A 23,688-nucleotide genomic window follows, 5' to 3' on the forward strand; every position below is an offset into this window, starting at 1 on the left:
TTTTTGTGTAAATTTTTTTAGAAGGAGTAGTAAGATGAAAAAGTTTATGGCGCTCATCGAAGAAGAGCGCGCTGAGGTGATGGATTTAGAGGCTTTTGACAGGGCGCTGACCGATTATGTGGTGTCTTTTATGAATCCCCTTTATCAGGAGGAGTACGGTGATGTGACGGCAGTGGCCTTTTTAGGGCGCGACCCCGCCATGGTGCCCGCTTCCTACCGGGATGTGGTGCTTCCGGCCTATCTGGCCCATTTCTGCATGACCCGGGAGCTGGCTGTGGAAAAGACAAAAAAGCTTTTGTGCCTTGAGAAGGGCGGGCACCTTCCCTTTTATGTCCAGGCAACAGAGGATGTGATGGTCGAGACCAAATGCCGGACCGATAAGGTGGGCCGGGACACCGCCTACGGCTGCTACAACGCTACCCTGTACGAGAAGTGCAGCGGCGTGCAGAATGACGAGGGACTGGAGTACTGCGGCTTTTTCTTCCCCAAAAAGCGGGACAGCCACCCCGAGCGCTTTAAAAAGCTCATGAGTCTCAGTAAAAAGCTTTTCGAAAAGGCGAAAGCACATTTCTGGTATAAAAAGGATTAAATGAAAGATAAAAATACAAGATATAGCGGTATACGCCAAAACAGCGTATACCGCCTGAGCGGTAGATAAAGAATGCCAGCAAGAGATGAAGGGTTAAAAAGAGGATTTTTAAGTTGAGAGTTGAAAGTTGAAAGTTGAAAGTTCAGGAGCAAATCAGCCCTTGGCCGATTTGATTGAATGCGGCCTGCGGCCGCTGTTCCAGTCGTTTTTGCGTCAGCGAAAACGTTCCATAACTATCCACTATCCACTATCAACTATCAATTTTCAACTCAAACGGCTTCAAGCTTTTTCTTTGCATCCCTCGACCGATTTTATCAACACACCATAGCGGTATACGCCAAAACAGCGTATACCGCTTTTGATGCTGAAAGGGTTTTTAAAATCTCAGGTAAGAATGGCGGAAAAACTTTTAAAAGTCCTGTTTTTACAGGAAATCACGATAAAAAAGCGTGAAAACCGGGCGCAGCCACGGGCTTAAAGGCAGTAAAACGCCATTTTTGCGTCTGCAAAAGAGCGTAAGATGCTCTATACTAGGAATCACTTAAGTACAGAAGCGCGCTTCGAAATTTATTTTTGGAGGAAACAATGAATACACAATTACAGGAATTTATGAGTGATGAATTTGGCATGATCCGCCTGATCGACGAGAAGGGGCGCGTGCTCGTAAGCGGCAGCGACGCGGCCAGCGCTCTGGGCTATGCCCGGCCCGCCGAGGCGGTGCGCCGCCACTGCCGCCACGCCCACAAGCGGCTGGTCGTCCACCCCCAGAGTCCCAACCGGCTGCTGGAAATGCTCTTTATTCCCGAGGGCGATCTCTACCGCCTGGTGGCGTCCAGCAAGCTTCCAGCCGCCAGACGCTTCGAGGCCTGGATCTACGACGAGCTGCTGCCCGCCGTGCGCGTGAACAGCGCCGGACAGCTGCGTGAAAACCGGCTGATCGAGGCCCTCATACTCCAGACCCAGAACTTCGTCGCGCTGCAGAAAACCCTGGACGGGCAGAACGATCTGGCCCGGTTCGCCCAGGGCATCATGGTGTCCGGGGACAGCATCTCCATGAAAAAGCTTACCACACTGGTCCAGAATATAAGTCTGAAGGACGGAAAAAAGATTAGGACAGGGCGGAACCGGCTCATGGGCTGGCTGCGGAAAAACGGCTACCTGTGCTACAGCGACCGGGAGAGCAATATCCCCACCCAGCGGGCCATGGAGATGGGCCTGTTCGAGGTGCGGGAGAGCAGCTTTGAGGCCGGGCCGGGGCAGGTGTTTTTAGACCACACCACCTATGTGACGCCAAAGGGCCAGGCGTATTTTGTCCGCCTCTTTGCAGAAAAAGGTCTTGAAGAAATCCGGTAGGCGGGCCAGTGGATTACTTTAAGGAGCTGGACGCCTGGCTCGAGTGGCTCATGGATCACAGGCTAAGCCAGGGGGCAAGGAACCTGTGGCAGTTTCTGCTGTACCGGTGCAGCCGCTGCGCCTATCTGGCCGCCAACGGCGAGTGGCTCTGGCGCGTCCAGTTTTTTGTGCGGCCAGAGCTTTTGGAAAGACAGCTGGACAACACCTACCGCAACATCGCCCGCCACCGCAGGGAGCTGGAGGACGCGGGCCTTATCCGCTATCAGAAAGCTGTAAAGGGCAAGTCCCAGGGGCTTTACACCCTCATCCCCTTTGCAGACAACGTGGCTCCGGCAGTCCGCACCACGGTGGCGGGCCAGTCTCTGGAGGTCTATGTGATTGTCGACAGGGTTGTGGATAATGGCTGTGGATAATGTGGATAACTGTGGATAATTTTTCGTGCCGGACAGGGCAGACACCTAAAACGCCAAAAAGGCTAAAATGGGTGCGCCCTGGCTGTCACAGATGTCCACCATAAATACTTTATTAACAATACCTATATTATTCTTTTATAAATCAGGAGGACACATCAATGCAAAATCGATATGGTACGGGACGGCCTGTGCGCCGACGAAAAATGCGCTACATTCTCGAGGGAACCTGTGATTTTGAGGCAGAGGTCTGGGCAGGCAGCCGCGAGGAGGCAGAAGATTACTTTAACGATCATTTTAAAAGCGTTCTGGAATGCTTTCCGGAGATCGCTGTGGACTGCAGGGGCATACGAGAGGTGTGGATGTGAATGAAAGCGACGGGCAGTACGCCCTCATCAATGCTCTGGTGCTGTCGGCCAGGGCGGGTGTCGCCGAGGCCCAGACCCAGCTGCTCATCGCCTATACGCCGTTAGTCAAGAGCATGGTGAAGCGTTATGTCTACGATACCGGCAGCTATGAGGACGCCCTGCAGGAGGGGTTTCTGGTGCTTTTGACCGCCATCCGCGACTACGCGCCGGAAAGAGGCGTTTACTTTTCGGCCTATATAAAGCGCCAGCTCTTTTACCATTTTGTGCAGAAGCCCAAAATGGTCGAAAAGCAGCCCGAGCGAAACGCCCTGCGGCTGGACGAGGAGGCCGGCGGCGAGGCTTTGCCCCTGGGTGAGCTGCTGGCAGCGCCAGAAAGCGCGGTGGAGGAAGTGATCGAGCGCCGGGAAGCCGCGGACACCCGCGCCCGCCAGGCCGCCGGTCTCGGACAAATGGTTAAAAAGCTGGCGCCACGCCAGCAGGCTGCCATCCGCGCCCACTACCTTGAGGGCCGCCGGGTCAGGGATATGGCGGCAGAATGGGAGATGAGCGAGAACGCCGTGAGCCAGCTGATTCACCGCGGGCTTCGGCGTCTGGCCAGCCTTATAAAGGAAATTTAAAAAAACGCCAAAACCGCCGTAAGATTTCGCGCAGGCTGCCATTATACAACCATGAGCCGCAGAGAGCGGTCAAAAAAATAAAGGAGGCCAGCGAATATGGCAATTGAAAAAACAGTACGGGCGGTGGATATGAAAACCATCCTGAACTTTGGAGAGGAAGGCGGAAAAATTGTGAAGAAAACCAAGACCTATGGTGATCTGAGGACAGACGTCACCGACGAGGCCTTTGTGTCAACCGCGGAGGCCATCGCCAAGCTGCAGGAGCCCATCATGGAGAAAAAGGAAAAAGTTGTCGCCGAAGAGCTGACACGCACACAGGAATAAGGAGGAGTAGAAAATGGCAGAAAAAACCAGTAAAGAATTAGTAGTAAGCTATGAACGCACAGACGGCAAGAATTTTAATCTCACCATTCCGGATTTGAGAGAGGGCATCACCGACGCCGAAATCAACACCGGCGCCAAGGCGATTCTGGCGCAGGATGCCTTTGCGCCGGAGGGCATCGGCCTGGCGGCAGTGACCAGCGCCAAAAAGGTCGAGACCAAAACCACCGATGTCGCCATCGAGGGAGCTTAGAAAAAAAGAAAAGAGCGGGAAACCGCTCTTTTTTGGTTGTCGGAAAACTTGACAGTAAGCGGTAAAGCGTTAAAAAGATGCTTTTTAAGTTGAAAATAGTGGAAGGTGGAAAGCTCAGGTGCAAATCTGCCACAGGCAGATTTGATTGGATTCGGCCTATGGATGCTGTCTCTCAGCAGTTTGGCAACCTCGAAAAAATCGTTTCCCTCAGCACCTTTTTTCACTTCTTCCTTAATACTTCGCATTACGCATGCCCACCAGCTCGTTTATCAGGGTTGCGCCCAATATGAGCACAGCCCCTGCGGACTGCACCAGGGTCATGGGCTCGGCGAGGAAGAGGCTTGACAGCAAAATGGCGGAGATGGGGTCGATATAGCTAAAGGTAGCGATGGTGCGGTTATCCAGCCGGGGCAGGGAGGAAAAGTACAGAAGGTAGCTGAAGCCTGTGTGCACCACGCCCACCAGAAACAGCAGCAGGACGCCGCCTGCCGAAGCCCCGGCGAGGGAGACGCCATCTGTCAGCAGAACATAGGGCAGAAGGGCCAGAGCTGCGACAAACAGCTGAGTAAAGGCGCTTTCAAAATCGGATATATCCTTTAAAAACTTGTTGGTCAGGACAATGGCCGCGTAAAAGACAGCACCGCCAAAGCCATAGGCGATGCCGATCAGGTTCTGGCGGTCGAGTGCGCCGCCCGCGCCGGATATGCAGACCATACCGGCCATAGCTGCGAAGATACAGAGGACGTTGGTACGGGTCAGGGGTTCCTTAAAAACCACGGGCGTCAGCAGCATGACAATGACCGGCGCACAGTAATAGCTGACCGTAGCGTTGGCGATGCTGGTGTATCGGTAGGCCTGGAAGAGCAGGATCCAGTTGAAGCCGAGCATGATCCCCAGCGGGAGCAGAACCTTCAGGTTGTTTCGGATACGCCTGAGCGAGAGCCCCTTTTTAAGGATGAAGCTGGACACAAAAAGAAAAGCGCTCCCGATAAGCCCCCGGGCCAGGGCGATCTGGCTTGAGGTAAAGGGCAGGGTGCGGACAAAGAGGCCGATGCTCCCAAAAATAAGCATGGCCAGGGCAAAGAGCAGCTTTTGTTTGTTCATGGGGCCTCCTCTGGTATCTGGCAGGAAATTAACGGGTCGTTCTGACCATTGTATCGGCGGCCCGCGCTTTTGTCAATCCCAAACCGTAAGAAAACGCTCTTCGTGCCACTATAAAGACGTAGTGAGTCATAAAAGGAGGTTTACAGAATGCAGAAATTTTACAGGCGGATTTTGATTGTTATGGGGCTGACCGCATGCCTGCTCGTCGGGGCTGCCGCGGTTCAGGTGCGCTGTCTGGAGGGGCCTGCGGCAGACGCCCGGGAGGAGACCGAAGCGAGGGTGGCAAAGCCAGCACTGACCGGTGAGCCGGCAGTACCAGAGCCAGAGGAGACGCTCCAGGAGGAGGCTGTAACGGCGGAGCCAGAGACGCCCATGGCCTCAGAGCACTTTGGACTGTGGGAGTATGCCTGCGACTGCGCGGGCTACTGTTCCGGCTTTCCGGTGATGCCTGATCCTGAGCTTACCGTCCGGGTGGAGGCCCTGCGCTGCGCCTGTGGGCGGCCGGTGATCCTGACCTCGGGGGTGCGCTGCGGGCCCAGGAATGAGGAGGTCGGCGGGGTTTCATGGTCCTTTCACAAGCGCGGCCGGGCCGCGGACCTTTACTGTCCCGGTGTGGGTGTCGGCGATCTGGCCGCCCTGGCCAAGGGAGTGGGGCTTAACGTGCTGCCCTACTACAGCAGTGGCTACGTGCACGTGGAGCTGGTGGAATAAAGCGCCGGGGATGCAAAATACTGCGTCCCCGGTTTTTTATGGAATTTCTGGTATAATAGGCATAACGATTACAAGGCAGGGAGTGCGAATTCTGCGAATATGTGCGGTCCTGCAGCGGCGAGGCGTGCATGGCCTCCTACCAGCAGGCCTGCCAGGAGGCGCTGCTCTGCGCCGAGACCATGCAGCTTGGCTTAAAGCACCTGAAGCCGCAGCTCCAGGCCGGTGATGTGGCCACTCTGGGCAAGATTGTCATCGGTACTGTAGAAGGCGATCCGCACGACATCGGCTATGAGAAAACCGTTGTCCTGAACTATCAGGCCATGGTGGGCGCGGTAACGACCCTGCCCTTCCTGTTCCTGTATCCGGTAGCTCTGGGTGACCTGATAAACCCGGAGGTTGTCATGAACCTGGTGATCCTCGGCGGCGTGATCATCATCGCGTCGGTTCTCATCCTTAATCAGGATCAGAAAAATCTGGATTCGGGCGCCGGCGAAATGCGGGTAGAGACAGATTTGAAGGAAGTGGACGTGGAATAAAACATAAAGCTTCTGACACACTGAAAATTTCAGTGTGTCTTTTTTTGTGATAAATCCCAAGCTTTTGACAAAAATGCACAAAATCATGATATAATAAAAGAATAAACCTTTTTATCATTGGAGGATAAGGAATGAATCGGGAAGTACAATCAGCGGGTTGGGAGGCGCAGGAGTTTGACGCCGCGCTGCATCCGGCGCTTAAGCTCAGGCTGGCCAGAGAACGGATTTTCTTTGGGCCGGGGCCGGCAGAGCTGCTCGTGCAGATCAGGCGGACAGATTCGGTCAGGATGGCCTGCGAGCAGATGGGCATCTCCTACAGTAAGGGCTGGAAAATGATCAACACCATGGAGGAGGAACTCGGCTACAAGGTGACAAAACGCCAGCAGGGTGGAAGAAACGGCGGCAGCGCTTGCCTGACGCCAGAGGGCGAAACGCTTCTGGCAAAGTATCAGGAGCTCGAACGCCGGAGCCGGGAGGCTGTGGAGCATATTTTTGAGGAGCTTTTTGGATCTCAGAATTAATCGATAAAATGGATTGAGGAATCAGGAAAAACGGGCAGTCTGCCGGTATGAGCGGTCTGCCGTAAGGAGAGGGAACCCTGTGACAACAGAAGAAAAAAGAGAAATTACCGCCTTTGCCGATAAAATACTCAGGCGTTATTTCTGTGAGTGTGACGTTGAGTTTTTAATATCCACCTTTGCGCCCAATATCGTATGGCTGGGCGGCGGTGAGATGCAGAAGGCAGAGGGGGCTGAGGCTGTGGCCGCCTGCTTCAGGGAGGGGCAGGGTGACCTGATCCCCTGCACCATGACAGAAGAGGAATATGTGGTGGAACAGATCTCAGAGGACTGCTACATCTGCGAGGGCGTCAGCCGGATCGAGACTGTGGAGGGCTCAGAGACCAGCATGCGGGAGCAGCAGCGCTGTACCTTTGTGTTCAAGCGTATAGATGGCGAGCTGAAGTGTATGCATATCCACAACTCTATACCGTTCTCGGCCATAGAGGATGATGAGCTGTTCCCGGTCAGGGCCGCCAGAGAGGCCTATGAAAATTTACAGGAGCTTTTGCAGGAAAAGAACCAGCAGATTGAGCTCATGATGTCCCAACTGCCGGGCGGCATGGCCATCTGCCATCTGAACGAGGGCTACAGTATCAAGTGGATCAGCGAGGGACTGTGTGAGCTCTATGGCTATGAAAGCGAAACGGAGATGATTGAAGCCATCGGCGGAAAGACGATGGCTCCGGTTGACGCCGCTGAGTACAGGCGTGTCTATGATGATATTAAGAGCTGTGTCGACCAGAATGAGACCTATTCGGTCGAGTACCCGATCAGTCGTCCGGATGGCAGCGTTATCTGGGTGCTGGATATTGGAAAGGGTGTGATCGACCGTGACGGCGAAAAGGTAATCTACTGTCTGGTGACAGATATCACACATCGCAAAAAACAGGATATGCTGATCCAGCAGGCCAGCATTGAAAATAAACGCCAGACCGATTTTCTGACCCAGCTGTACAATACAGTGCCCTGCGGCATCATCCAGTTCACCACCAGCCCTGAGCATAGAATTATCAACGCCAACCGCCGGGCATGGGAGATCTACGGCTACAGTGAGGAGGAATACTGGAAACAGGTGAGAGACCCCTTTACCGCTGTGCTCGCCAGGGAGCAGGATAAGTTCCGGCAGATTGTCAGCAGCATTTCACAGTACGGCGGCAGGGTCTCCTACGAGCGTGAGGGACGGCGTAAAAACGGCGAGCAGTGCTTTGTGAGCGTGTCCATGGAGCGGCTGAACAACTCCGACGGTGACGAGGTCATCCAGGCAGTTTTCAACGACATTACCGAGACACGCGTGCTCCAGATGGAGCGGGAGCAGGAACAGCTTATTGAGAACCGTTCGCTGCGGGCAGCGATTTGCACCGCTTATCCCTTAATTATGAGCATTAACCTGTCGCAGAACAGTTACGAATGCTTTATTCAGGAAAAAAACATTGTCAAATATGACGAAAAGGGCCGTTACGACGAGATGATGGAGCTCACCATGCGCAGAGCGTACCCCTCCTACCAGGAGGATTTTGGCCGGCAGTTCTCAAGAAAAGCGCTGATGCAGCGGTACGAGGAGGGTGAGCGCGAGCTTTATATGGAAATACAGATGCTGGGGGACGATGGTGGATACCACTGGATTTCACTCTATGTGATCCGGGTTGATAATCCTTACAGCGATGATATGCTTGCCATCGGCCTTATGAAAGTGCTGGATGAGCAGCGGGCCGAAAAGGCAAGGCAGGAAAAGCTGCTGAGGGACGCGCTGGCCTCGGCCGAAGCGGCCAACAAGGCCAAATCAGAGTTTTTATCCCGCATGAGCCACGATATCCGTACCCCCATGAACGCCATCATTGGTATGAGCACCATTGGTCAGCTCAAGGCTGGTACGCCAGGCCGTGTGCGGGATTGCTTTGAAAAGATTGATTCCTCCTCACGCTACCTCCTGACCCTGATCAATGATATTCTGGATATGTCGAAGATCGAGAGCGGAAAGATTGTTCTGGCAAAGCGGAAGTTTGATTTCACAGAGTTTATCAATGAGATTAACACCATCATCTATCCCCAGACCAGAGAACGGGACATCGATTTTGTGGTTCACCACCGCGAGCCTATGGAGCGCTTTTACATCGGCGACGAGCTCCGCCTGAACCAGATCATGATGAACCTGCTCTCCAACGCAGTGAAGTTCACGCCGCCCGGCGGCAGAATCACAGTGGATTTACAGGAACAGAAGCGTGAGAACGGGCTGGCTTACCTGAGTATTCGTGTCAGCGATACAGGGGTTGGAATGTCTGAGGAATTTATGAAAAAGATTTACCAGCCCTTTGAGCAGGAGAACCCCGGAACAGCCCGCAACCAGATCGGCACTGGCCTGGGGCTGTCCATTGTCTACAATATTGTCCAGCTCATGGGCGGCGCCATCGCGGTAACCAGCGAAAAAAACCGGGGCACTACCTTTGAACTGAGCCTGCCCCTGGAGCCAGTTTACGACACCGAGGAGGAAAAAAGGCGGCGCATGACCGAGGACGCGCTAAAGGATATCCGCGTGCTGGTCGTGGACGACGACGCCATGATCGGCGAGCAGACAGCAGCCATCATGTCGAACATCGGCATCTCGCCGGTCTGGGTCGATTCCGGCGCCCGTGCCCTCGAGGAGGTGCAGAAAATGAAAACGGCTGGCTTCACCTACGACGTGGCGCTCATCGATTGGCTGATGCCAGATATGGACGGCGTTGAAACCACCCGACAGATTCGGAAGATCGTGGGGCCGGATACGACCATTATCATCATCTCGGCCTATGACTGGAGTGATATTGAGGAGGAAGCGCGCCGGGCAGGCGCCAATAATTTTATCTCCAAACCCCTGTTCCAGTCGGTGATCTACGAGACTCTGATGCACCTCAATATCGAGCCCTATGAGCGCAGGCAGCAAAGACAGGCGGTTTCCAGCCTGGAAGGTCTTCAGGTGCTTCTGGTGGAGGATAATGAGCTGAACCTTGAAATCGCCAAAACCCTGATGGAAATGCAGGGGATGTGTGTGGATACTGCGGAGAACGGCCGGGAGGCAGTCGATAAATTTACAAGCCGGCCGATTAATTATTATTATGCTGTTTTAATGGATATTCGGATGCCGGTAATGGACGGGCTGGAGGCCACCAGGGCTATCCGGGAGCTGGACCGGAGCGACGCCAAAACCATACCGGTTATCGCCATGACGGCCAACGCCTTTGAGGAGGACCGTCGCCAGGCCATAAACGCCGGTATGAACAGCTATCTGGTCAAGCCCATTGACATCAGCAAGCTTTTTGAGGAGCTCAAAAGATTTTCATAAAAAAACGGAAGGCTGGAGCACGCTCCAGACCTTCCGTTTTTAGTTTTCTTTTAAAAGGAAAAGCGAGGTTTCCTCAAAGGGCAGCACCGGTTCGGAGAACGGCAGCTGCTCCAGAATATCACTGACAATGCGCTCGGCTGAGTGGCCGTAATACATTTTGCGCAGGGCGCTCTTCATGGCGTACTGCTTGACCTCATTGTCCTTCAGGGCCTCGATGGCCACCAGCAGCTCGGTGGTGGTGTGGGTAATGATGGCCGCACCGCATTTTTTAAACCATTCGGCGTTTTCGCCTTCCTGGCCCGGCACCGGGTTGTGCAGGATCAGCGGCATGCGGGTGGTCACCGCTTCGCTCAGGGTGATGCCGCCAGGCTTGGTCATCATAAAATCGCCGCAGCAGTAGAGCTCGTGGATGTCCGAGACAAAGCCAAAAATCTGTGTATTTTTAAAGGACACTGCGGACAACTCCCTGTAAAGCGATTTGTTTTTGCCGCAGACCACAATGGTCTGAAGGTTATGCAGGCTGTCTGCCTTTTCGCAGATGGTTTTCAGGTTTTTGACCACACCGTAGGTGCCGGCGCAGATGATCAGGGTGCGTTTGTCTGGGTCCAGATGATATTTTTCCTGGAGGTGGTGACGGTCGTAGTGGCCGTAAAAGGCCTCCCGGATCGGAATCCCGGTCTTCAGAATGCGCTCTGGGGGAATGCCGTAGGCCATCAGATGGTTTTCCACATTCTGGCAGGCAACATAAAATTTATCGGTGTCCTCATGCTGCCAGGCAGCCGGTATGCAGAAGTCTGTAACCACTGTGTAAACCGGGATGTCCGGATAATGGGCCTGCTTCAGGATGGAGGATACCGTATAAGGGTAGGTGTTAACAATGCAGTCAGGATGGATCTCGTCCACCATGTCCAACAGGGTTTTTTCGGTCAGTGTCCAGAGTCTGTATATAAATTTGCTGTGGGCGTCCTTTTCCATATCGTAGTACATTTTCTTATAGAAGCTGCTGCCAATATTATAGGAAAGAAGATAGGATTTTTCGATAATGGTATTGACAAGTCGGTTGGTCTCATTGAACAGATCACGAACAACAGCAGTGTAGCCTTTCTGTTCAAAGGCATCCTTCAGGGCTGCGGACACCATCTTGTGGCCTGATCCGTGGGAACAGGTCAGGATTAAAACTTTTTTGCTTCGATTCATCTGATTCCGCCTCCTTCTTCATAGTCTTACGTTTCGGTTAAGTCTATTCTAGCTGGCTTTTATTAGAGTTCCATTAGAAACAGCGAATCGTCATAAATTGTTAATATTTGTTCAGAATTTTGTCATAAATGCTCAGTCGTCATACTCGATGCCCAGCAGGCAGACATCGTCCATATCGTCGGTGCCCTCGGTAAACAGGTTGTACTCCCTCAGGATTTCCTGGCAGATGGTGTTGATGGGCTGGGTTCTGTGTTTTTCTACAATGCCAGTCAGACGCTCCATGGAGAAAAGCTCGTTGCTGGTATTCTGCGCGTCGATGAGGCCATCGGTAAAGATGATAAACTTATCACCGTTTTTAAATGGAACCGTAATGTCCTGATAGTTAATGCTCGACATGAGCTGGTGCAGCCCCACAAGGGGCAGGCTTGGCTTGAGCAGTGTGATGCCGTCGCCTGCCAGAATAGCCGAGGGATGGCCGGCATTTGCGTACCGCAGCGTGCCTGCGCCGGGGTCCAGAACCAGCGCGAAGGCGCTGAAATAGGTGGATGTCAGCTGCTTTTCAATGTCGCGCTCCATGCGTTCCAGGAGCATGCTGGGGTGCTCGCGCACCAGCTCGTTTTCCATAGCGTAGGAATAAATCAGCTTGACCATGCTGGTAATCATGGCCGCGTCGATGCCGTGTCCGGTAGCGTCGGCCAGAATCAGGCTGATCTTGTCATCATCCAGATTATGGAAATCGTAAAAATCGCCGCCGACTTTGCGGAAGGGCTTGAGCATCGCGTAAAGGTGATACGTATCCGATACAAATTCGCTGGGCTGCGGGATAATTTTCTTTTGGATGTTCTGGGCAAATTGCAGTTGTTTATCGAAAAGGCTCACTAGTTCACTGTACTCTTTAATGGATTCCAAATTTCTGACCTCACTTTTTATACTTCTAGATGGATTATAGCATACTTTATGAACCTTTAAAACAAAATTAACGATAAATATCCTTTGCAAAACAGAATTTCAGATTTTTAGAAATCAAAATTTATAATCGACAGGCAGCCATTCAATATTCAGAATATTTTTTAAAAAAAGTGACGAACGGTCAAAATCCGTGACGAACGGTTATAGATTGGGGCGGCCGGTGTGGTATAATAGAGCTAGATTTTTAAAATAAAAATATGAGGAGTAAAAAATGAAAAAGCTATCTGCACTTTTACTGTGCTGCCTTTTGGTTTTCACCGCCCTGCCGTCCGCGGCGCTGGCAGAAAACAGCGGCACTGCGGAGCCTCTCTCGGGAGACTATATTGAGGGCGAAGCCATCGTGTGTATGGAAACGTCTGCGGCCGGCATGCGGAGCCGGAGCGCCGTTCCGGAGCTTCTGGCAAACGCCGAAGTACTGATGACCGTGGACAGCGGCGACACAGACGAAGCCCAGCCGCAGACCTTTGGCCTGCGCAGCGCCTCCTCCCAGAGTCAGGTGCTGGCCCTGGTTAAAGGGGAAGGCAGAACCACGGCCGAGCTGATCGCCGAGCTTGAGAACTACGATCAGGTCGTCTTTGCCGAGCCCAATTACCGGGTGGAGGAATACACCGACGACGCGGCCCTGACAGAGGGTCTCGAAGAGGCTTTTTCGGCCATGGATGAAAACACTGCGCTGGAGAAAGCTCCGGAAGCCGCCGTGGCAGACCAGAGCCAGAAGGCTGAGGACGCCGCCCAGACGGCGGACGAGCCTCAAAAGCCCGCAGCCGATGAGAATACAGCCGAAGCCAAAGTAGATGAAGCCGCAGCCGAAGCACCGGCTAAGGTGATCACGAAAGATATGGTAAGCAAAGACGTCTCTAAAATGACAGACTACCAGTGGGGCTTTGACAACAGCGGCCAGTTTGGCGGCAAGAAAGACTTTGACATGAACTATGACGCCTGGAAGGCCCAGAACACCGCCGCCTCCGGTACCGATCCTGTAGTAGTGGCCGTGTTTGACAGCGGCGTGGACGCCGAAAACCCAGACCTGGCAGGCAAAATGTGGACCAAGCCCGCAGACGTAAATCTGCCCGGCGGCCCTCACGGCTACAACCCGGCAGAGGACAACGGTGATATCAACGACGATGACAACGGCCACGGCACCCACTGCGCGGGCATTATCGGCGCCGAGTGGAACGATATCGGCGTGTCCGGCATTGGCAGAGACACCCAGATCATGGCCGTCAAGCGTCCTAATGACACGGCGGGCATTTTAAAGGGCTACGACTATATGGTACAGGCCTGCGGCGCGGGCGTAAACCTGCGCGTTGTCAGCAATTCCTGGGGCATTGCCGGACAGTCACAGTCTCTGAGCCGGGCCGTGGAAACCCTGGGCACAGCAGGCGCCATCTCGGTTTTTGCTTCGGGCAACAGTGATCTGGACATTGACAACACCAGCTTTATGGCCGCCGCCCTCAAGGACAACCCCTACGCGGTGACCGTGAACGCCACCGATTATCAGGGACGCCGCTCAGGCTTCAGCTGCTACGGGCAGCGCGTGACCGACGTCATGGCCCCCGGTTCCCGGATTCTCTCCACCTTTCACCAGAACCAGAGTACCGAAACAGGCAAGGTGAGCGCCGAACAGTATTATGCCGAGTTTGACGCCAACCGTCTTTACTATGAAAACTTTGAAGACAAGGCTAATTACTGGCAGTTTGACGGCGCACAGCTTGTCGGCAACTCCGGCAGCTATTACGACGGGCAGGGCGTCCTGAAAACCGATGTGACGATGGAAACCAAGTGGATTTCGAGCGAGCCGCTGGATCTCTCCCAATTGGTGAAGGCCGATGCGTCCGGGCAGCGCTATTTCAGCGCCCGGGCGGCAGTGCTCGACAATGAAGATGTGGATATAGTGGCAATGGCGGTCAAAGTCCGCACCATCGGGGAGGACGGAACCGTACAGATGACCGCCATCGGTGATCAGGCGTCTGGCGTTAACGGCGGATGGGCCGCTTTTTCCGGAGAGCTGCCCGCCAATACAGATTACGACCATTTTACGGTTGAAATTGGCCTGAAAACAGGTAAGGTCAACGCCCATCACGGTTCTATGCAGCTCACCCTTGCCGCGGGCACCGTGGTTCTGGACAGCTTTGGCATCGGGAGCGACGCCCAGCCTTACACTTATATGGACGGCACCTCCATGGCCTGTCCGGCAGCCGCCGGAGCGGCCGCAGTCATGGCCAGCCAATATCCGGATCAGAACGCCGCAAACCTGGCGGCCCGCCTTGTGGGCAGCGTAAAACGGGACGACGCCTTTACAGCGCTCTGCGTTTCCGGCGGACAGGTAGATCTGTCCAAGGCCGGCGATCCCTACCCGGTCATCAACCGCGCCATCGAGGACGGCAACGCGGTCACCGTTGAGGGCTACTTCTTTGGCGGTACGCCTGCGGTAACCCTGGGCGGCAGCGATGCGGTAGTTAAGGAGACAAAGACGACAGCCGACAACAAGACCACTCTGACGGTCGAAAAGCCTGAGGGCTTTGCGGGCGGTATGACCCAGATCGTGGTCAAAAACGGCGATAAAACCGGACAGGGTTCCTTTGAGCTGGGCGCACGGACCGATCGTGTCTACTACGACCAGACAAACCTGCCCCTGCCCCAGGACGAAGCCTTCTACAATATGGACGGCGGCCAGCTGGTGGGCTATGACGGCAGCCTGTACTACCTGCCTGCCAGCAATGTCATAAGCAATACCACAACCGATGTGATCTGGCGGTATGATCCTGAAAAGCAGAGCTGGAGCACGGTGGCGCTGCCCGCCCCTGTCACCAACATGGTCGGAACCACCTGGAACGGCAGGCTGCTGGTGTATGGGACGGATTTGACCAGCAACAAAATTTACTTTGCACTCTACGACGGCAGCAACTGGCAGATGCTGGAATATGGTGAAGATCAGACCGCTGCGCTGAGTAAGGTTTTGCTTCCCGGCATAATTAACGACGGCAGCCGCGTGCTGCTGTTCGGCGGATATGATGGGAGTGACGCTACCTCCGTTTACGAATTTAACGTGGAAACCGGCGCGCTGAGCGAAACCGGAATCACGCTGAAAACAGGGCGGATCAGCCCTCAGGTAGCTTACCAGAACGGTGAGTACCTGGTCAGCGGCGGCTTTGCCTTGGGCTGGAACTTGGGCGCAGTGCAGGATGTTGAGCTGGTGACAGAAGACGGCAGCACCCATATCATCGAGCAGCCAGGCGTCACCCAGGAACAGCAGTATGGCTTTACCGGCGCTGCGGTTAAGGGAGGATACCAGCTGGCAGGCGGCGTCAATACACTGAACAATGCCGACACCTACACCCTGGCCTCTGGCGGCAACACTCTCGAGGTTTACGGTAAACGGGCGGCCGACAGCGCTCTGATTACGCCGGCTTCCACGGCCTACCGCGGCCACTTCTATGTGCTGGCTGGCTCCAACACAAATGAGGCGCACCGCGTGTTTGCCGCCACAGCGGCAGACACCCTGGATCAGCCCGGCGATAAAACCGGCGGCAGTGTCATCACACCGCCAGCGGACGAAAGCAGTACGACGGCCAAGGCGGGCAGCGTGAACACAGGCGTCATCGTCCAGCCGCAGTACGCCGCGCTTTTGAGCCTGGCGCTTCTGGCCCTGATTATTGGCGGCTGCGCAGTTTACAGAAAACGCGTGAATTAAAAACGGCTTTATAAAAAGCCGAGGCCCTGCAGAGTCTTCGAATTTTGCAGGGCATTTTAAATATAAGGCTTGACAGAAGAAAAAGTTTTCGGTATTATAAACATTTGCAAGCTCAGATTAAGATTAATGTGAGAAAATTAAAGTGGAGATGTGGTAAAATATTTTCTCTTATTTGTGAAAATAATATAATTAAAATATGGCGAAAAGGGATTGTATTTTATCGTTTTCACCTGTATAATGTTAATAACAACATAGAAAGTAGGTGTCTTAAATGATTGAATTTGTATATGGAGCAAAGGGAAGCGGAAAGACTAAAAAAATGATCGATATGGCCAACGCAGAGGTTGGTTCTGCAAAGGGCGATATCCTGTTCATCAACGACAGAGACAAATACAGAGTGACTGTTGATACCAAAATTCGTTTTATTAATTCCGAGGATTTTGAAATTAAAGGGGAAGATGAGCTTTACGGTTTTATCAGTGGAGTAATCGCCGGAAATTATGACGTCGATGTTGTTTATATCGATAATTTACTGAGAATTCTTGATGCAGATGGTCCGGAAGACATTTCCGGAATCCTTGAAAAACTGGATAAAATCCAGAAAAAACAGGATATCAAATTTGTGCTCAGCCTGAGCTGCGAAGAGAGCACAGTTCCAGATTGCGTGAAAAATTATCTGTAAGAAATGAAGAGGCGCTCCCAGAATTTGCTGGTAAGACTGCGGGCGTCTTTTTTTTATTTTGTCAAAAATTGGAGGAACGATCATGGAAGAGCACCCGCTTTACAGGGTTTATTCACAATGGCTCAAAGAGCGTTACGGCAGTAAGGTTTATAAGCTTCCGGTTAACGTGCCGGTTTCCTGCCCGAACCGCGACGGCGCCGCGGGAGAGGGCGGCTGTATCTACTGCGGCGCCAAGGGCGGCGGCAACGAGACCCTGTCCGACGCTTTGAGCGTAGCCGAACAGGTGAAAAAAAACCGGGCCTACATTGCAAAACGCTATAAGGCAAAATTATTCATTCCCTACTTTCAAAGCTTTACCAACACCTACTGCAGCGCACCGCAGCTTGAACGCTGGGTGCGTGAGGCAGTGGGCAGCGGCGAGGGCATTGCCGGTGTGGCCATCTCCACCAGACCGGACTGCATAAGCGATGAGCAGCTGGATTTTTTAAGCCGCTTCCAGCAGGAAAAACAGCTGGACGTGTCCATTGAGCTGGGCCTGCAGACCGCCAACTACAAGACCCTTAAAATATTGAACCGCAGGCACAGCCTGGCCGACTATATCGAGGCGGCCGCGGCGGTCAAGGGCCATGGGCTTCAGCTCTGTACCCATGTGATCCTCGACCTGCCATGGGACGACCGGGACGACGTGGTGGAAACCGCCGGCGTGGTCTCGGCGGCGGGGTCGGATTTTGTCAAATGCCACGCCCTGTATGTGGAGCGGAGCACGGCCCTTGCGGACATGTATTTAAAAGGCGAAATCAGCCTTTTTCCCAAGGAAGAATACATTGAGCGCTGTATTTTATTTCTGACGCATTTAAACCCGGATATGGTCGTTCAGCGCATTATTGGCCGGGCGCCGGAGGCGGACAGCATCATCACCAACTGGAACACCAGCTGGTGGAAGATCAAAGAAAGTCTGGAGGAGCGTATGCGCTGTGAGGGCGTGTGGCAGGGTAAAAATTTTCATGAAAAACAGGAAATAATACGTGCAAAATGGCGCCCGTTATTGTAAAATAGATTAGATAACAGACTGCCGGGAAATCCGTTTTTCCGGCAGTCTGTTATGAAGTAGTGAAACCAGAGGTGATTGTATTGAGTACACAATACTGGCAGGAGTTTCTCATTCCCTACCGGCAGGCGGTGGATGAGCTGGTCCTGAAATTTAACAGCCTGAAAAACCAATCGATGACGCTGGGAGAGAATTCACCCATTGAGTCGGTTCGAGGTAGGGTGAAAACCGTTTCAAGTATTCTTGAAAAAATCAATAAATACGGCTTTGACGTCGAAGATCTCGAGACAAATATTAAAGATATTGCCGGCATCCGCATTATCTGCCAGTTTGTGGAGGACATTTATGAGGTGGTCGATATTATCCATGAGCGCGACGGGAAGGATATGCACATTGTGGATGTCAAAAACTATATGGAGGGTGAGGACCAGTCCAGTCTGAAATCGGGCAGGGGAACGCCCAAGGAGAGCGGCTACCAGAGCTATCACCTGATCATCCGCTATCCGGTTTTCTGTGCCCTGGGTTACAGAGAAATCTATGCTGAGATTCAGGTTCGCACTCTGGCCATGAATTTCTGGTCCATCATCGAGCACTCCCTCAGCTATAAGTACAAGGAAAAACTGCCGGAAGCCCTGAAGACCCGGCTTCACAATACTGCTGATTCTGTCATCGGGCTGGATCAGGAGATGTCTGCTATCCGCGACGAGATTCAGCAGGCCCAGAAGCTGTTCAAGATGAAGTCAAGCACAGTTAACAGCATTCTCGACAATATCGACAATTTATACAAACTCGACCAGGCCGACAAGGCCGTTGCCTATGAGCGCGATTTCGAGGAGCTCTCCGAGCAGGAAGATCTGATCCAGCTCATCCTGTTGAAAAAAGAACTGGAATCCGAAATCAGCCGGATTAAGGAGGAAGCCTGAAAAATAGTTTATAATTGATAGTTGACAGTTGATAGTTTATGAACGCTTTTGCTAACGTAAAAGCGATTAGAAATCAAATCTGCCAGTGGCAGATTTGTACCATAACTATCCACTATGCACTATCAACTTTCAACTTAACAGGCCTCTTCTTAACGCTTTGTCCCTTCACGATAACATTTGTCTTCCACCTGATTGTCAGAGACAATCAGCAGATCTGTAGCATTTAATGTTAAAACCATCCATAATTTGGTATAATAGTTTGATAGAAAATGCTATAATGAATAAACCGAAATGATAATAATTCAGCAAGGTATCAATACTAAGGAGCGAATCAATATGACAAGACTATTAAGATTGGAAAAAGGTAATGAGGATGCCCTGAAGGGTGAAAACTCTGAGATCATTAACGGCGTGGCCTATGAAAAACCAGAGCTTGATGAAGCGCATAAGGATATCGTACGCTATCTGCACGCCGCTTCCAGCAGGTATGTGCTGACCCACAGGCCGCTGGACAAGCTGGCTATGCCCCACGACCCGCTCGTGATCGACGCGGAAGTGCTGCCGAACACTATTTTAAGGCCGGAGATCGCCATGCAGATTAAGGATGAGAGCTTTCCAGCTTGGGTGGTAGAGATCGCGTCCAAAGAAAACATGGAAGTCGCTTATCTTGAAAAAATGAACATTTATATGGCTGCCGGTGTAAAAGAATACTGGGTGATCGACCCGGTTAAGCAGGTGATCCTTTCCTATAATTTTGTGAAAAACCCGTGGATTCCGGTCATCTATGACAGCCCTCAGCGGATTAAGGTGACCGTTTATAAGGATTATTTTATTTCTTATTCGGAAATATTTAAGGATCGTTCCGAGGAAGAATAAAGGGCTGCTAATTCATTAATTTTTATTAAGTTTCCTGAAAACAGTATCCGTTTTTCAGAAAAATTGATATAATATAAAATAATGCGTACAGTATGGATAAATTAAGGAGTTTGCAAATGGCGGCTGAAGAAAAAAAGGATGCACTGGTCACTTATACGATGGATGAATGGGTCGAAATCTACAGTGAAGCAGTCATAGGATTATATAAAAGATTACTGGATTATGCCTGTGTGGTCTATGATCCGGAAAGTAAAAGCTACAGCTATTTCTGGCGGTTAGTCAATTCTGCCTACTATCTTGATGGTCAGGTCATCGGCCATAACCTGGATGAGATGATTGGATGCCAGTGGGACAATGAAAAAATTCTGGAGACCTTGGAAAATGACTACAAGACACTCTGCGTTATCTTTAAGGATCGTTATGTCGATGTGCTCAGAGCAAGCTTTCAGAATGAACTAAATGCAGAAGCCATTCACTATAATACCCTGCCGGACCCCAAAGACCGGGAGGGCTTTGAGAAGCTGCTTTTCAGCCATGGCGCAAAGGTGTTTAAAAATGTATCGGATTTGGCCGCGAGCGGCGATATCTCTGCCCAGGTGCTGCTTGGAAAAATGTACTTTCTGGGCTGGGGCACAAAGGTGGGTGCAGAAGAAGGCCTGTATTGGTTCAAAAAGGCGACGGAATCTGGAAACGGCGCGGCGTTCTTTTATGCCGGCATGGCCCATGAGTATATGACCTGTTCGGAAACCGGCGTCAACCTCAACGCCGAGTCCTGCGAGCTTTACCACGAAGCCATGAATGCTGGGTTTACCGAGGCCGCCTATGCGCTTTACCGTTATTACGGCCGTTATGTCAGCGGAAAAACAGGTATGTTCCGCGCCAAAAAATGGTTAAATAAGGGCATTGAGCTGGGCAGTGTTTACTGCCAGTACGAAATCTGCCAGGCGCCCGAGGATCGTTTTGCCACCAATAATGTAAAGACCGTGGTGGACTGGGTGAAGGCCGCGGCGCATTTTGGCGTTCCGGACGCCCTTGAGCTGTTGGGCGATCTCTATCTTCAGGGGCATGCGGGACTGAAGGTCGACTTTGAAAAGGCTGAATCCCTCATGGAAAAGGCTGTCAGCCAGTGATTGCAAGATATAGGGAAAATAAAATATAGTCAGTAAAAAAACACAATATATAGAGGTGTACGTCGTTTTAGCGTATACCTCTTTTTCGTAGAAAAATGGGTATAAGTATAAGCGCAGCAGAAATTTTATTTAACAGGAGTTGGAAAATGACAAAACAGAGAAGAATCAACTTTCAGAAGGTTAGCTCAGTGCTGGTGATCCTGTTTGGCGTCGTGATGGTTCTGGCAGCTTTTCTTGAGTTTGGCGGGTTTACCATCATGCGGATGGCAGTGAACGATGTGGAGCTTGGCGCGCGTCAGATTTCTGAGCTTCTGGCGACCATGGGGGTTTTCAGCCTTGTTCTGGCTGTTGCCAGTATTGTTGCCGGTATCATGGGCTTTCGAAATGCGGCCCTTGGGAAGGAGAAGTTGAGACGCTGCGGGAGGATCGGGTTTGGAATCCTTGTAGTGCTGGTCATGTATTACGCCTTTTTATTTGTGGTGGATACCTTGGACGCCTCTGATTTTGTGGTGGCTGCTCTTCCGGTGCTTTATACGATCAGTGTTGTCTTAAATGAGAAGGAGACGATCCAGGAAGGAGAAACACGGGCATGAGCATGACCTTTAATAACCGGAACCAGATGATCAATGTCGCTGTGGGTATTACCTTTGCTCTGTCACTGGTGCTGCTGGTATTCAGTTTTATCCCGAACCCGGCCCTCGAGCAGGTTGTCAGCAATGTGATCAACAGCCGCAAGCTGGTCCAGAGAGTCCTGGCTGTGGTGCTTCTGGTAACCACCTACAACCTGTACAAGAGAAAGCGGGTGGCATGGATCGTGACTGTTGCCCTGCTCGGCATTAACATGGCAGGCCACCTTTTCCGGGCACACCATGCGGTGGGGGTTCTCATCATTTTCCTTGAGGCGCTGGTGCTGGTGGTGCTGCTGATTTTTGCCAGAGATTTTAACCGGGCGTCGGACAAAAAGGCGCTGGGGGTTGGCATTATTTTCGTTCTTATGGGGCTGTACGCTATCTTTTTAAGCGCGTCCTCCATCTATTTTGACGATACCAATATCTTTGACCCGTCAGGCGGCCTGAGCTTTGGACAGTGCCTGCTCCAGACCTTTCAGGTAATCTTTGTTGCAGGCAGCGTGAAGGACGCCGGTGTGGCTACGCACCCGGAATTTAACACTTTTGTTTTCTGGTTCAGCTGGGTGTGTATCATTGTCGCGCTTGGCTTTGCGGTTAAGCCCTTTCTGGAAAAAAGAGGAACTACCAGCAGTGGGCTTGAGCACGCCAGACGGCTGGTTCAGAAGTATGGACAGAATCCGCTTTCATACCTGACGCTGGAGGATGACAAGACCCTGTATTTCGGGAAGAATGTAGACGGTGTTGTGGCCTACGGCGTTGTGGACGATGTGGTGGTCGTGGGCGGCGACCCCATCTGTGCCGACGCCGACTTTCCTGCGCTGCTTGAGGAGTTCAGAGACTTCTGTAAAAACAGTGCTTTCAGCCTGGTTTTTATGGGCATCACCGACTGCTATCTTGAGGACTATAAAAGGCTCGGCTTCGGTGCCATCAAATGCGGTGAGGAGGCTCGGTTCGACCTGACCGAATTTACCATGCAGGGCGGAAAAATTGCCAAGGTGCGGGCCAATGTGAACAAGGCCACCAAGGCAGGCGTGACCGTGCACGAGTACAGGCCCCTCGAAAAAAGGGACGAGGCCATCGAGCAGGCCATCGACGCTGTTTCGAATGACTGGCTCAAAGGCAAAAACAGCGGGGAGCTGTCCTTTACTCTGGGCGGCGTGGGCCTGGATAACCCCATGGACAAGCGCTATTTTTACGCCGAGAATGCCGAGGGAAAGCTGGTCGGCTTTATCGTTTTTGTACCCTTTGCGGGCATGGACGGCTATTACGCAGACGTCACGAGAAGGACAGAGGACGCGCCCCGGGGCGTCAATGAGATCATTATGGTCGAGGCCTTTCAGAAATTTAAGGACGAGGGAATTCACTGGGCGACCATGGGCCTGGCGCCCCTGGCCAACCTGTCCGAGGAGGGAAAGCCAGACAGCACCACCACCAGGCTGCTGGAATTTGTCTACGAAAACCTCAACGAGGTCTATGGATTCAAGGAGCTTTACCGGGCAAAGGTCAAGTACAATCCCTTCTGGGTGCCAGGCTATTTTGCCTTTATGCCCAGAATCATGACGCCTAAGATGGCCTACGCCATCATAAAAATCCAGAATCCCCAGGGCGTTATCGACTATGCCCGGTCCTTTGTCCAGGGAAAGATGAAAAAAGATAAGCCAAATGAAGGATAACAGAGGCCAGGTGTGGAACCGGGGCGCAGGCATCCATTACGAGACCGTGGGGGACGGGATGCCGCTTATCATGCTCCACGGCAACGGCGGCGACAAGGAGGATTTCAGAGGATTGATTGACTATTTTCTGCCACGTTATCAGATCGTTCTGATCGACAGCCGGGGCCACGGCCGTTCCGACACCGGCCCCTTAAGGCTGACCACGGGCCTGATGGCAGAGGATGTGCTGGCTGTGATGGATCGGCTGTGCCTGCCCTCTGCCGTTGTCCTCGGCTTCAGCGACGGTGCCAATATCGCTCTGGAGCTGGCTGTCCAGTCGCCGCACCGGGTGCGGGCTGTCATTGCAGTCAGCGGAAATGTCCATCCAAGGGGAATGCGCGCCCTGCCTTACCTGTTCATCAGGCTTCAGTACCGACTCTGGAGCTTCCTTGAAAAGCTGGGCATCCCGGTGGGGAGCCGCACGCAGCGGTACGGACTCATGGGCTGGTCACCGCGGCTTTCTGAGGAGGAGCTGAGCCGGATCGACAGCCCTGTGCTTCTGCTGGCGGGAACAAAGGACCTTATCCGCACCGGCCATACCCAGCAGATGGCAGCGTGGATTCCCGGCGCCAGTCTGGTGCTTTTTGAGGGCGCGCACCACCGTTCGCTGTTTAAGAAAACGGACAGCTACATCCGGCAGATACGCAGCTTTTTAAAGGAATATGACCTGTGAGAAGGGTGTTTTGCAGA

At 52.5% G+C, this 23,688-nt stretch carries 23 protein-coding genes; 20 read left to right on the forward strand and 3 right to left on the reverse strand.

Annotated elements, in window-relative coordinates:
* Nucleotides 1–34: 34 nt before the first annotated feature.
* The 7 genes from CPZ25_RS18015 to CPZ25_RS18045 all read left to right on the forward strand — a co-directional run bounded on the left by CPZ25_RS18015 (nucleotide 35) and on the right by CPZ25_RS18045 (nucleotide 3,911).
* Nucleotides 35–589, forward strand: coding sequence for a hypothetical protein (locus tag CPZ25_RS18015; protein ID WP_096918997.1), 555 nt, complete (start codon nucleotides 35–37; stop codon nucleotides 587–589).
* A 585-nt stretch (nucleotides 590–1,174) separates the two neighbouring features.
* The gene (locus CPZ25_RS18020; RefSeq protein ID WP_074616572.1) at nucleotides 1,175–1,942 is read left to right on the forward strand and encodes a phage antirepressor KilAC domain-containing protein; all 768 of its coding nucleotides are present in this window, start codon (nucleotides 1,175–1,177) and stop codon (nucleotides 1,940–1,942) included.
* 8 nt (nucleotides 1,943–1,950) lie between these two features.
* Nucleotides 1,951–2,355 (forward strand): hypothetical protein, encoded by a 405-nt coding sequence (locus CPZ25_RS18025; RefSeq protein ID WP_096918995.1) that lies wholly within the window; start codon nucleotides 1,951–1,953, stop codon nucleotides 2,353–2,355.
* A gap of 158 nt (nucleotides 2,356–2,513) precedes the next feature.
* A complete protein-coding gene (locus CPZ25_RS18030; RefSeq protein WP_096918994.1) occupies nucleotides 2,514–2,720 on the forward strand; it encodes a hypothetical protein in 207 nt (68 codons plus the stop codon).
* Nucleotides 2,717–3,337: an RNA polymerase sigma factor gene (locus CPZ25_RS18035; RefSeq protein ID WP_167495269.1), complete on the forward strand. Its 621-nt coding sequence runs from the start codon at nucleotides 2,717–2,719 to the stop codon at nucleotides 3,335–3,337. Before CPZ25_RS18030 ends, CPZ25_RS18035 begins: the two co-directional genes overlap by 4 nt.
* 96 nt (nucleotides 3,338–3,433) lie before the next feature.
* Entirely contained in the window at nucleotides 3,434–3,661 is a 228-nt protein-coding gene (locus CPZ25_RS18040) for a DUF1659 domain-containing protein (protein ID WP_058695529.1), read from the forward strand.
* A 13-nt stretch (nucleotides 3,662–3,674) separates the two neighbouring features.
* Nucleotides 3,675–3,911, forward strand: a complete 237-nt coding sequence (locus CPZ25_RS18045; RefSeq protein WP_058695528.1) for a DUF2922 domain-containing protein — start codon at nucleotides 3,675–3,677, stop codon at nucleotides 3,909–3,911.
* Nucleotides 3,912–4,142: 231 nt separating this feature from the next.
* Here the strand turns inward: CPZ25_RS18045 and CPZ25_RS18050 are convergent, their stop codons facing one another.
* Nucleotides 4,143–5,015 carry a DMT family transporter gene (locus CPZ25_RS18050; RefSeq protein ID WP_096918991.1) on the reverse strand — a complete coding sequence of 291 codons (873 nt, stop codon included), beginning with the start codon at nucleotides 5,013–5,015 and terminating at the stop codon, nucleotides 4,143–4,145.
* A gap of 147 nt (nucleotides 5,016–5,162) precedes the next feature.
* Between CPZ25_RS18050 and CPZ25_RS18055 the strand changes: the two genes are divergently transcribed.
* The 4 genes from CPZ25_RS18055 to CPZ25_RS18070 all read left to right on the forward strand — a co-directional run bounded on the left by CPZ25_RS18055 (nucleotide 5,163) and on the right by CPZ25_RS18070 (nucleotide 10,138).
* Nucleotides 5,163–5,726 carry a YcbK family protein gene (locus CPZ25_RS18055; protein ID WP_243129320.1) on the forward strand — a complete coding sequence of 188 codons (564 nt, stop codon included), beginning with the start codon at nucleotides 5,163–5,165 and terminating at the stop codon, nucleotides 5,724–5,726.
* Between the two features lie 128 nt (nucleotides 5,727–5,854).
* Nucleotides 5,855–6,262, forward strand: coding sequence for a hypothetical protein (locus CPZ25_RS20720; RefSeq protein ID WP_207670831.1), 408 nt, complete (start codon nucleotides 5,855–5,857; stop codon nucleotides 6,260–6,262).
* A gap of 131 nt (nucleotides 6,263–6,393) precedes the next feature.
* Nucleotides 6,394–6,783: a winged helix-turn-helix domain-containing protein gene (locus tag CPZ25_RS18065; protein WP_096918990.1), complete on the forward strand. Its 390-nt coding sequence runs from the start codon at nucleotides 6,394–6,396 to the stop codon at nucleotides 6,781–6,783.
* 79 nt (nucleotides 6,784–6,862) lie between these two features.
* On the forward strand, nucleotides 6,863–10,138 hold the full coding sequence (locus tag CPZ25_RS18070) for a response regulator (protein ID WP_096918989.1): 3,276 nt from the start codon (nucleotides 6,863–6,865) through the stop codon (nucleotides 10,136–10,138).
* 39 nt (nucleotides 10,139–10,177) lie between these two features.
* On the opposite strand, the gene CPZ25_RS18075 is transcribed toward CPZ25_RS18070, so the two are convergent.
* Nucleotides 10,178–11,335, reverse strand: a complete 1,158-nt coding sequence (locus CPZ25_RS18075) for an MGDG synthase family glycosyltransferase (RefSeq protein ID WP_058695522.1) — start codon at nucleotides 11,333–11,335, stop codon at nucleotides 10,178–10,180.
* Between the two features lie 132 nt (nucleotides 11,336–11,467).
* Nucleotides 11,468–12,244 (reverse strand): PP2C family protein-serine/threonine phosphatase, encoded by a 777-nt coding sequence (locus CPZ25_RS18080; RefSeq protein WP_207741489.1) that lies wholly within the window; start codon nucleotides 12,242–12,244, stop codon nucleotides 11,468–11,470.
* A 271-nt stretch (nucleotides 12,245–12,515) separates the two neighbouring features.
* Here CPZ25_RS18080 and CPZ25_RS18085 point away from each other — a divergent pair, with 271 nt between their 5' ends.
* The 9 genes from CPZ25_RS18085 to CPZ25_RS18125 all read left to right on the forward strand — a co-directional run bounded on the left by CPZ25_RS18085 (nucleotide 12,516) and on the right by CPZ25_RS18125 (nucleotide 23,671).
* On the forward strand, nucleotides 12,516–15,998 hold the full coding sequence (locus CPZ25_RS18085) for a S8 family serine peptidase (RefSeq protein WP_096918988.1): 3,483 nt from the start codon (nucleotides 12,516–12,518) through the stop codon (nucleotides 15,996–15,998).
* 271 nt (nucleotides 15,999–16,269) lie between these two features.
* Nucleotides 16,270–16,680, forward strand: coding sequence for a hypothetical protein (locus CPZ25_RS18090; RefSeq protein ID WP_013381967.1), 411 nt, complete (start codon nucleotides 16,270–16,272; stop codon nucleotides 16,678–16,680).
* An 82-nt stretch (nucleotides 16,681–16,762) separates the two neighbouring features.
* Entirely contained in the window at nucleotides 16,763–17,731 is a 969-nt protein-coding gene (mnmL, locus tag CPZ25_RS18095) for a tRNA modification radical SAM protein MnmL/YtqA (protein ID WP_096918987.1), read from the forward strand.
* A gap of 80 nt (nucleotides 17,732–17,811) precedes the next feature.
* The gene (locus CPZ25_RS18100) at nucleotides 17,812–18,651 is read left to right on the forward strand and encodes a GTP pyrophosphokinase (RefSeq protein WP_074616585.1); all 840 of its coding nucleotides are present in this window, start codon (nucleotides 17,812–17,814) and stop codon (nucleotides 18,649–18,651) included.
* Nucleotides 18,652–18,987: 336 nt separating this feature from the next.
* Entirely contained in the window at nucleotides 18,988–19,527 is a 540-nt protein-coding gene (locus tag CPZ25_RS18105; protein WP_058695517.1) for a Uma2 family endonuclease, read from the forward strand.
* A gap of 116 nt (nucleotides 19,528–19,643) precedes the next feature.
* On the forward strand, nucleotides 19,644–20,657 hold the full coding sequence (locus CPZ25_RS18110) for a tetratricopeptide repeat protein (RefSeq protein WP_058695516.1): 1,014 nt from the start codon (nucleotides 19,644–19,646) through the stop codon (nucleotides 20,655–20,657).
* Between the two features lie 146 nt (nucleotides 20,658–20,803).
* Nucleotides 20,804–21,250, forward strand: a complete 447-nt coding sequence (locus CPZ25_RS18115) for a hypothetical protein (protein WP_058695515.1) — start codon at nucleotides 20,804–20,806, stop codon at nucleotides 21,248–21,250.
* Nucleotides 21,247–22,959: a bifunctional lysylphosphatidylglycerol flippase/synthetase MprF gene (locus CPZ25_RS18120; RefSeq protein WP_096918986.1), complete on the forward strand. Its 1,713-nt coding sequence runs from the start codon at nucleotides 21,247–21,249 to the stop codon at nucleotides 22,957–22,959. Before CPZ25_RS18115 ends, CPZ25_RS18120 begins: the two co-directional genes overlap by 4 nt.
* The gene (locus tag CPZ25_RS18125) at nucleotides 22,949–23,671 is read left to right on the forward strand and encodes an alpha/beta fold hydrolase (protein WP_096918985.1); all 723 of its coding nucleotides are present in this window, start codon (nucleotides 22,949–22,951) and stop codon (nucleotides 23,669–23,671) included. The genes CPZ25_RS18120 and CPZ25_RS18125 overlap by 11 nt, the downstream gene beginning before the upstream one ends.
* The last annotated feature ends 17 nt before the right edge of the window (nucleotides 23,672–23,688 follow it).

The sequence above is a fragment of the Eubacterium maltosivorans genome, assembly GCF_002441855.2.
Lineage (GTDB): Bacteria > Bacillota > Clostridia > Eubacteriales > Eubacteriaceae > Eubacterium > Eubacterium maltosivorans.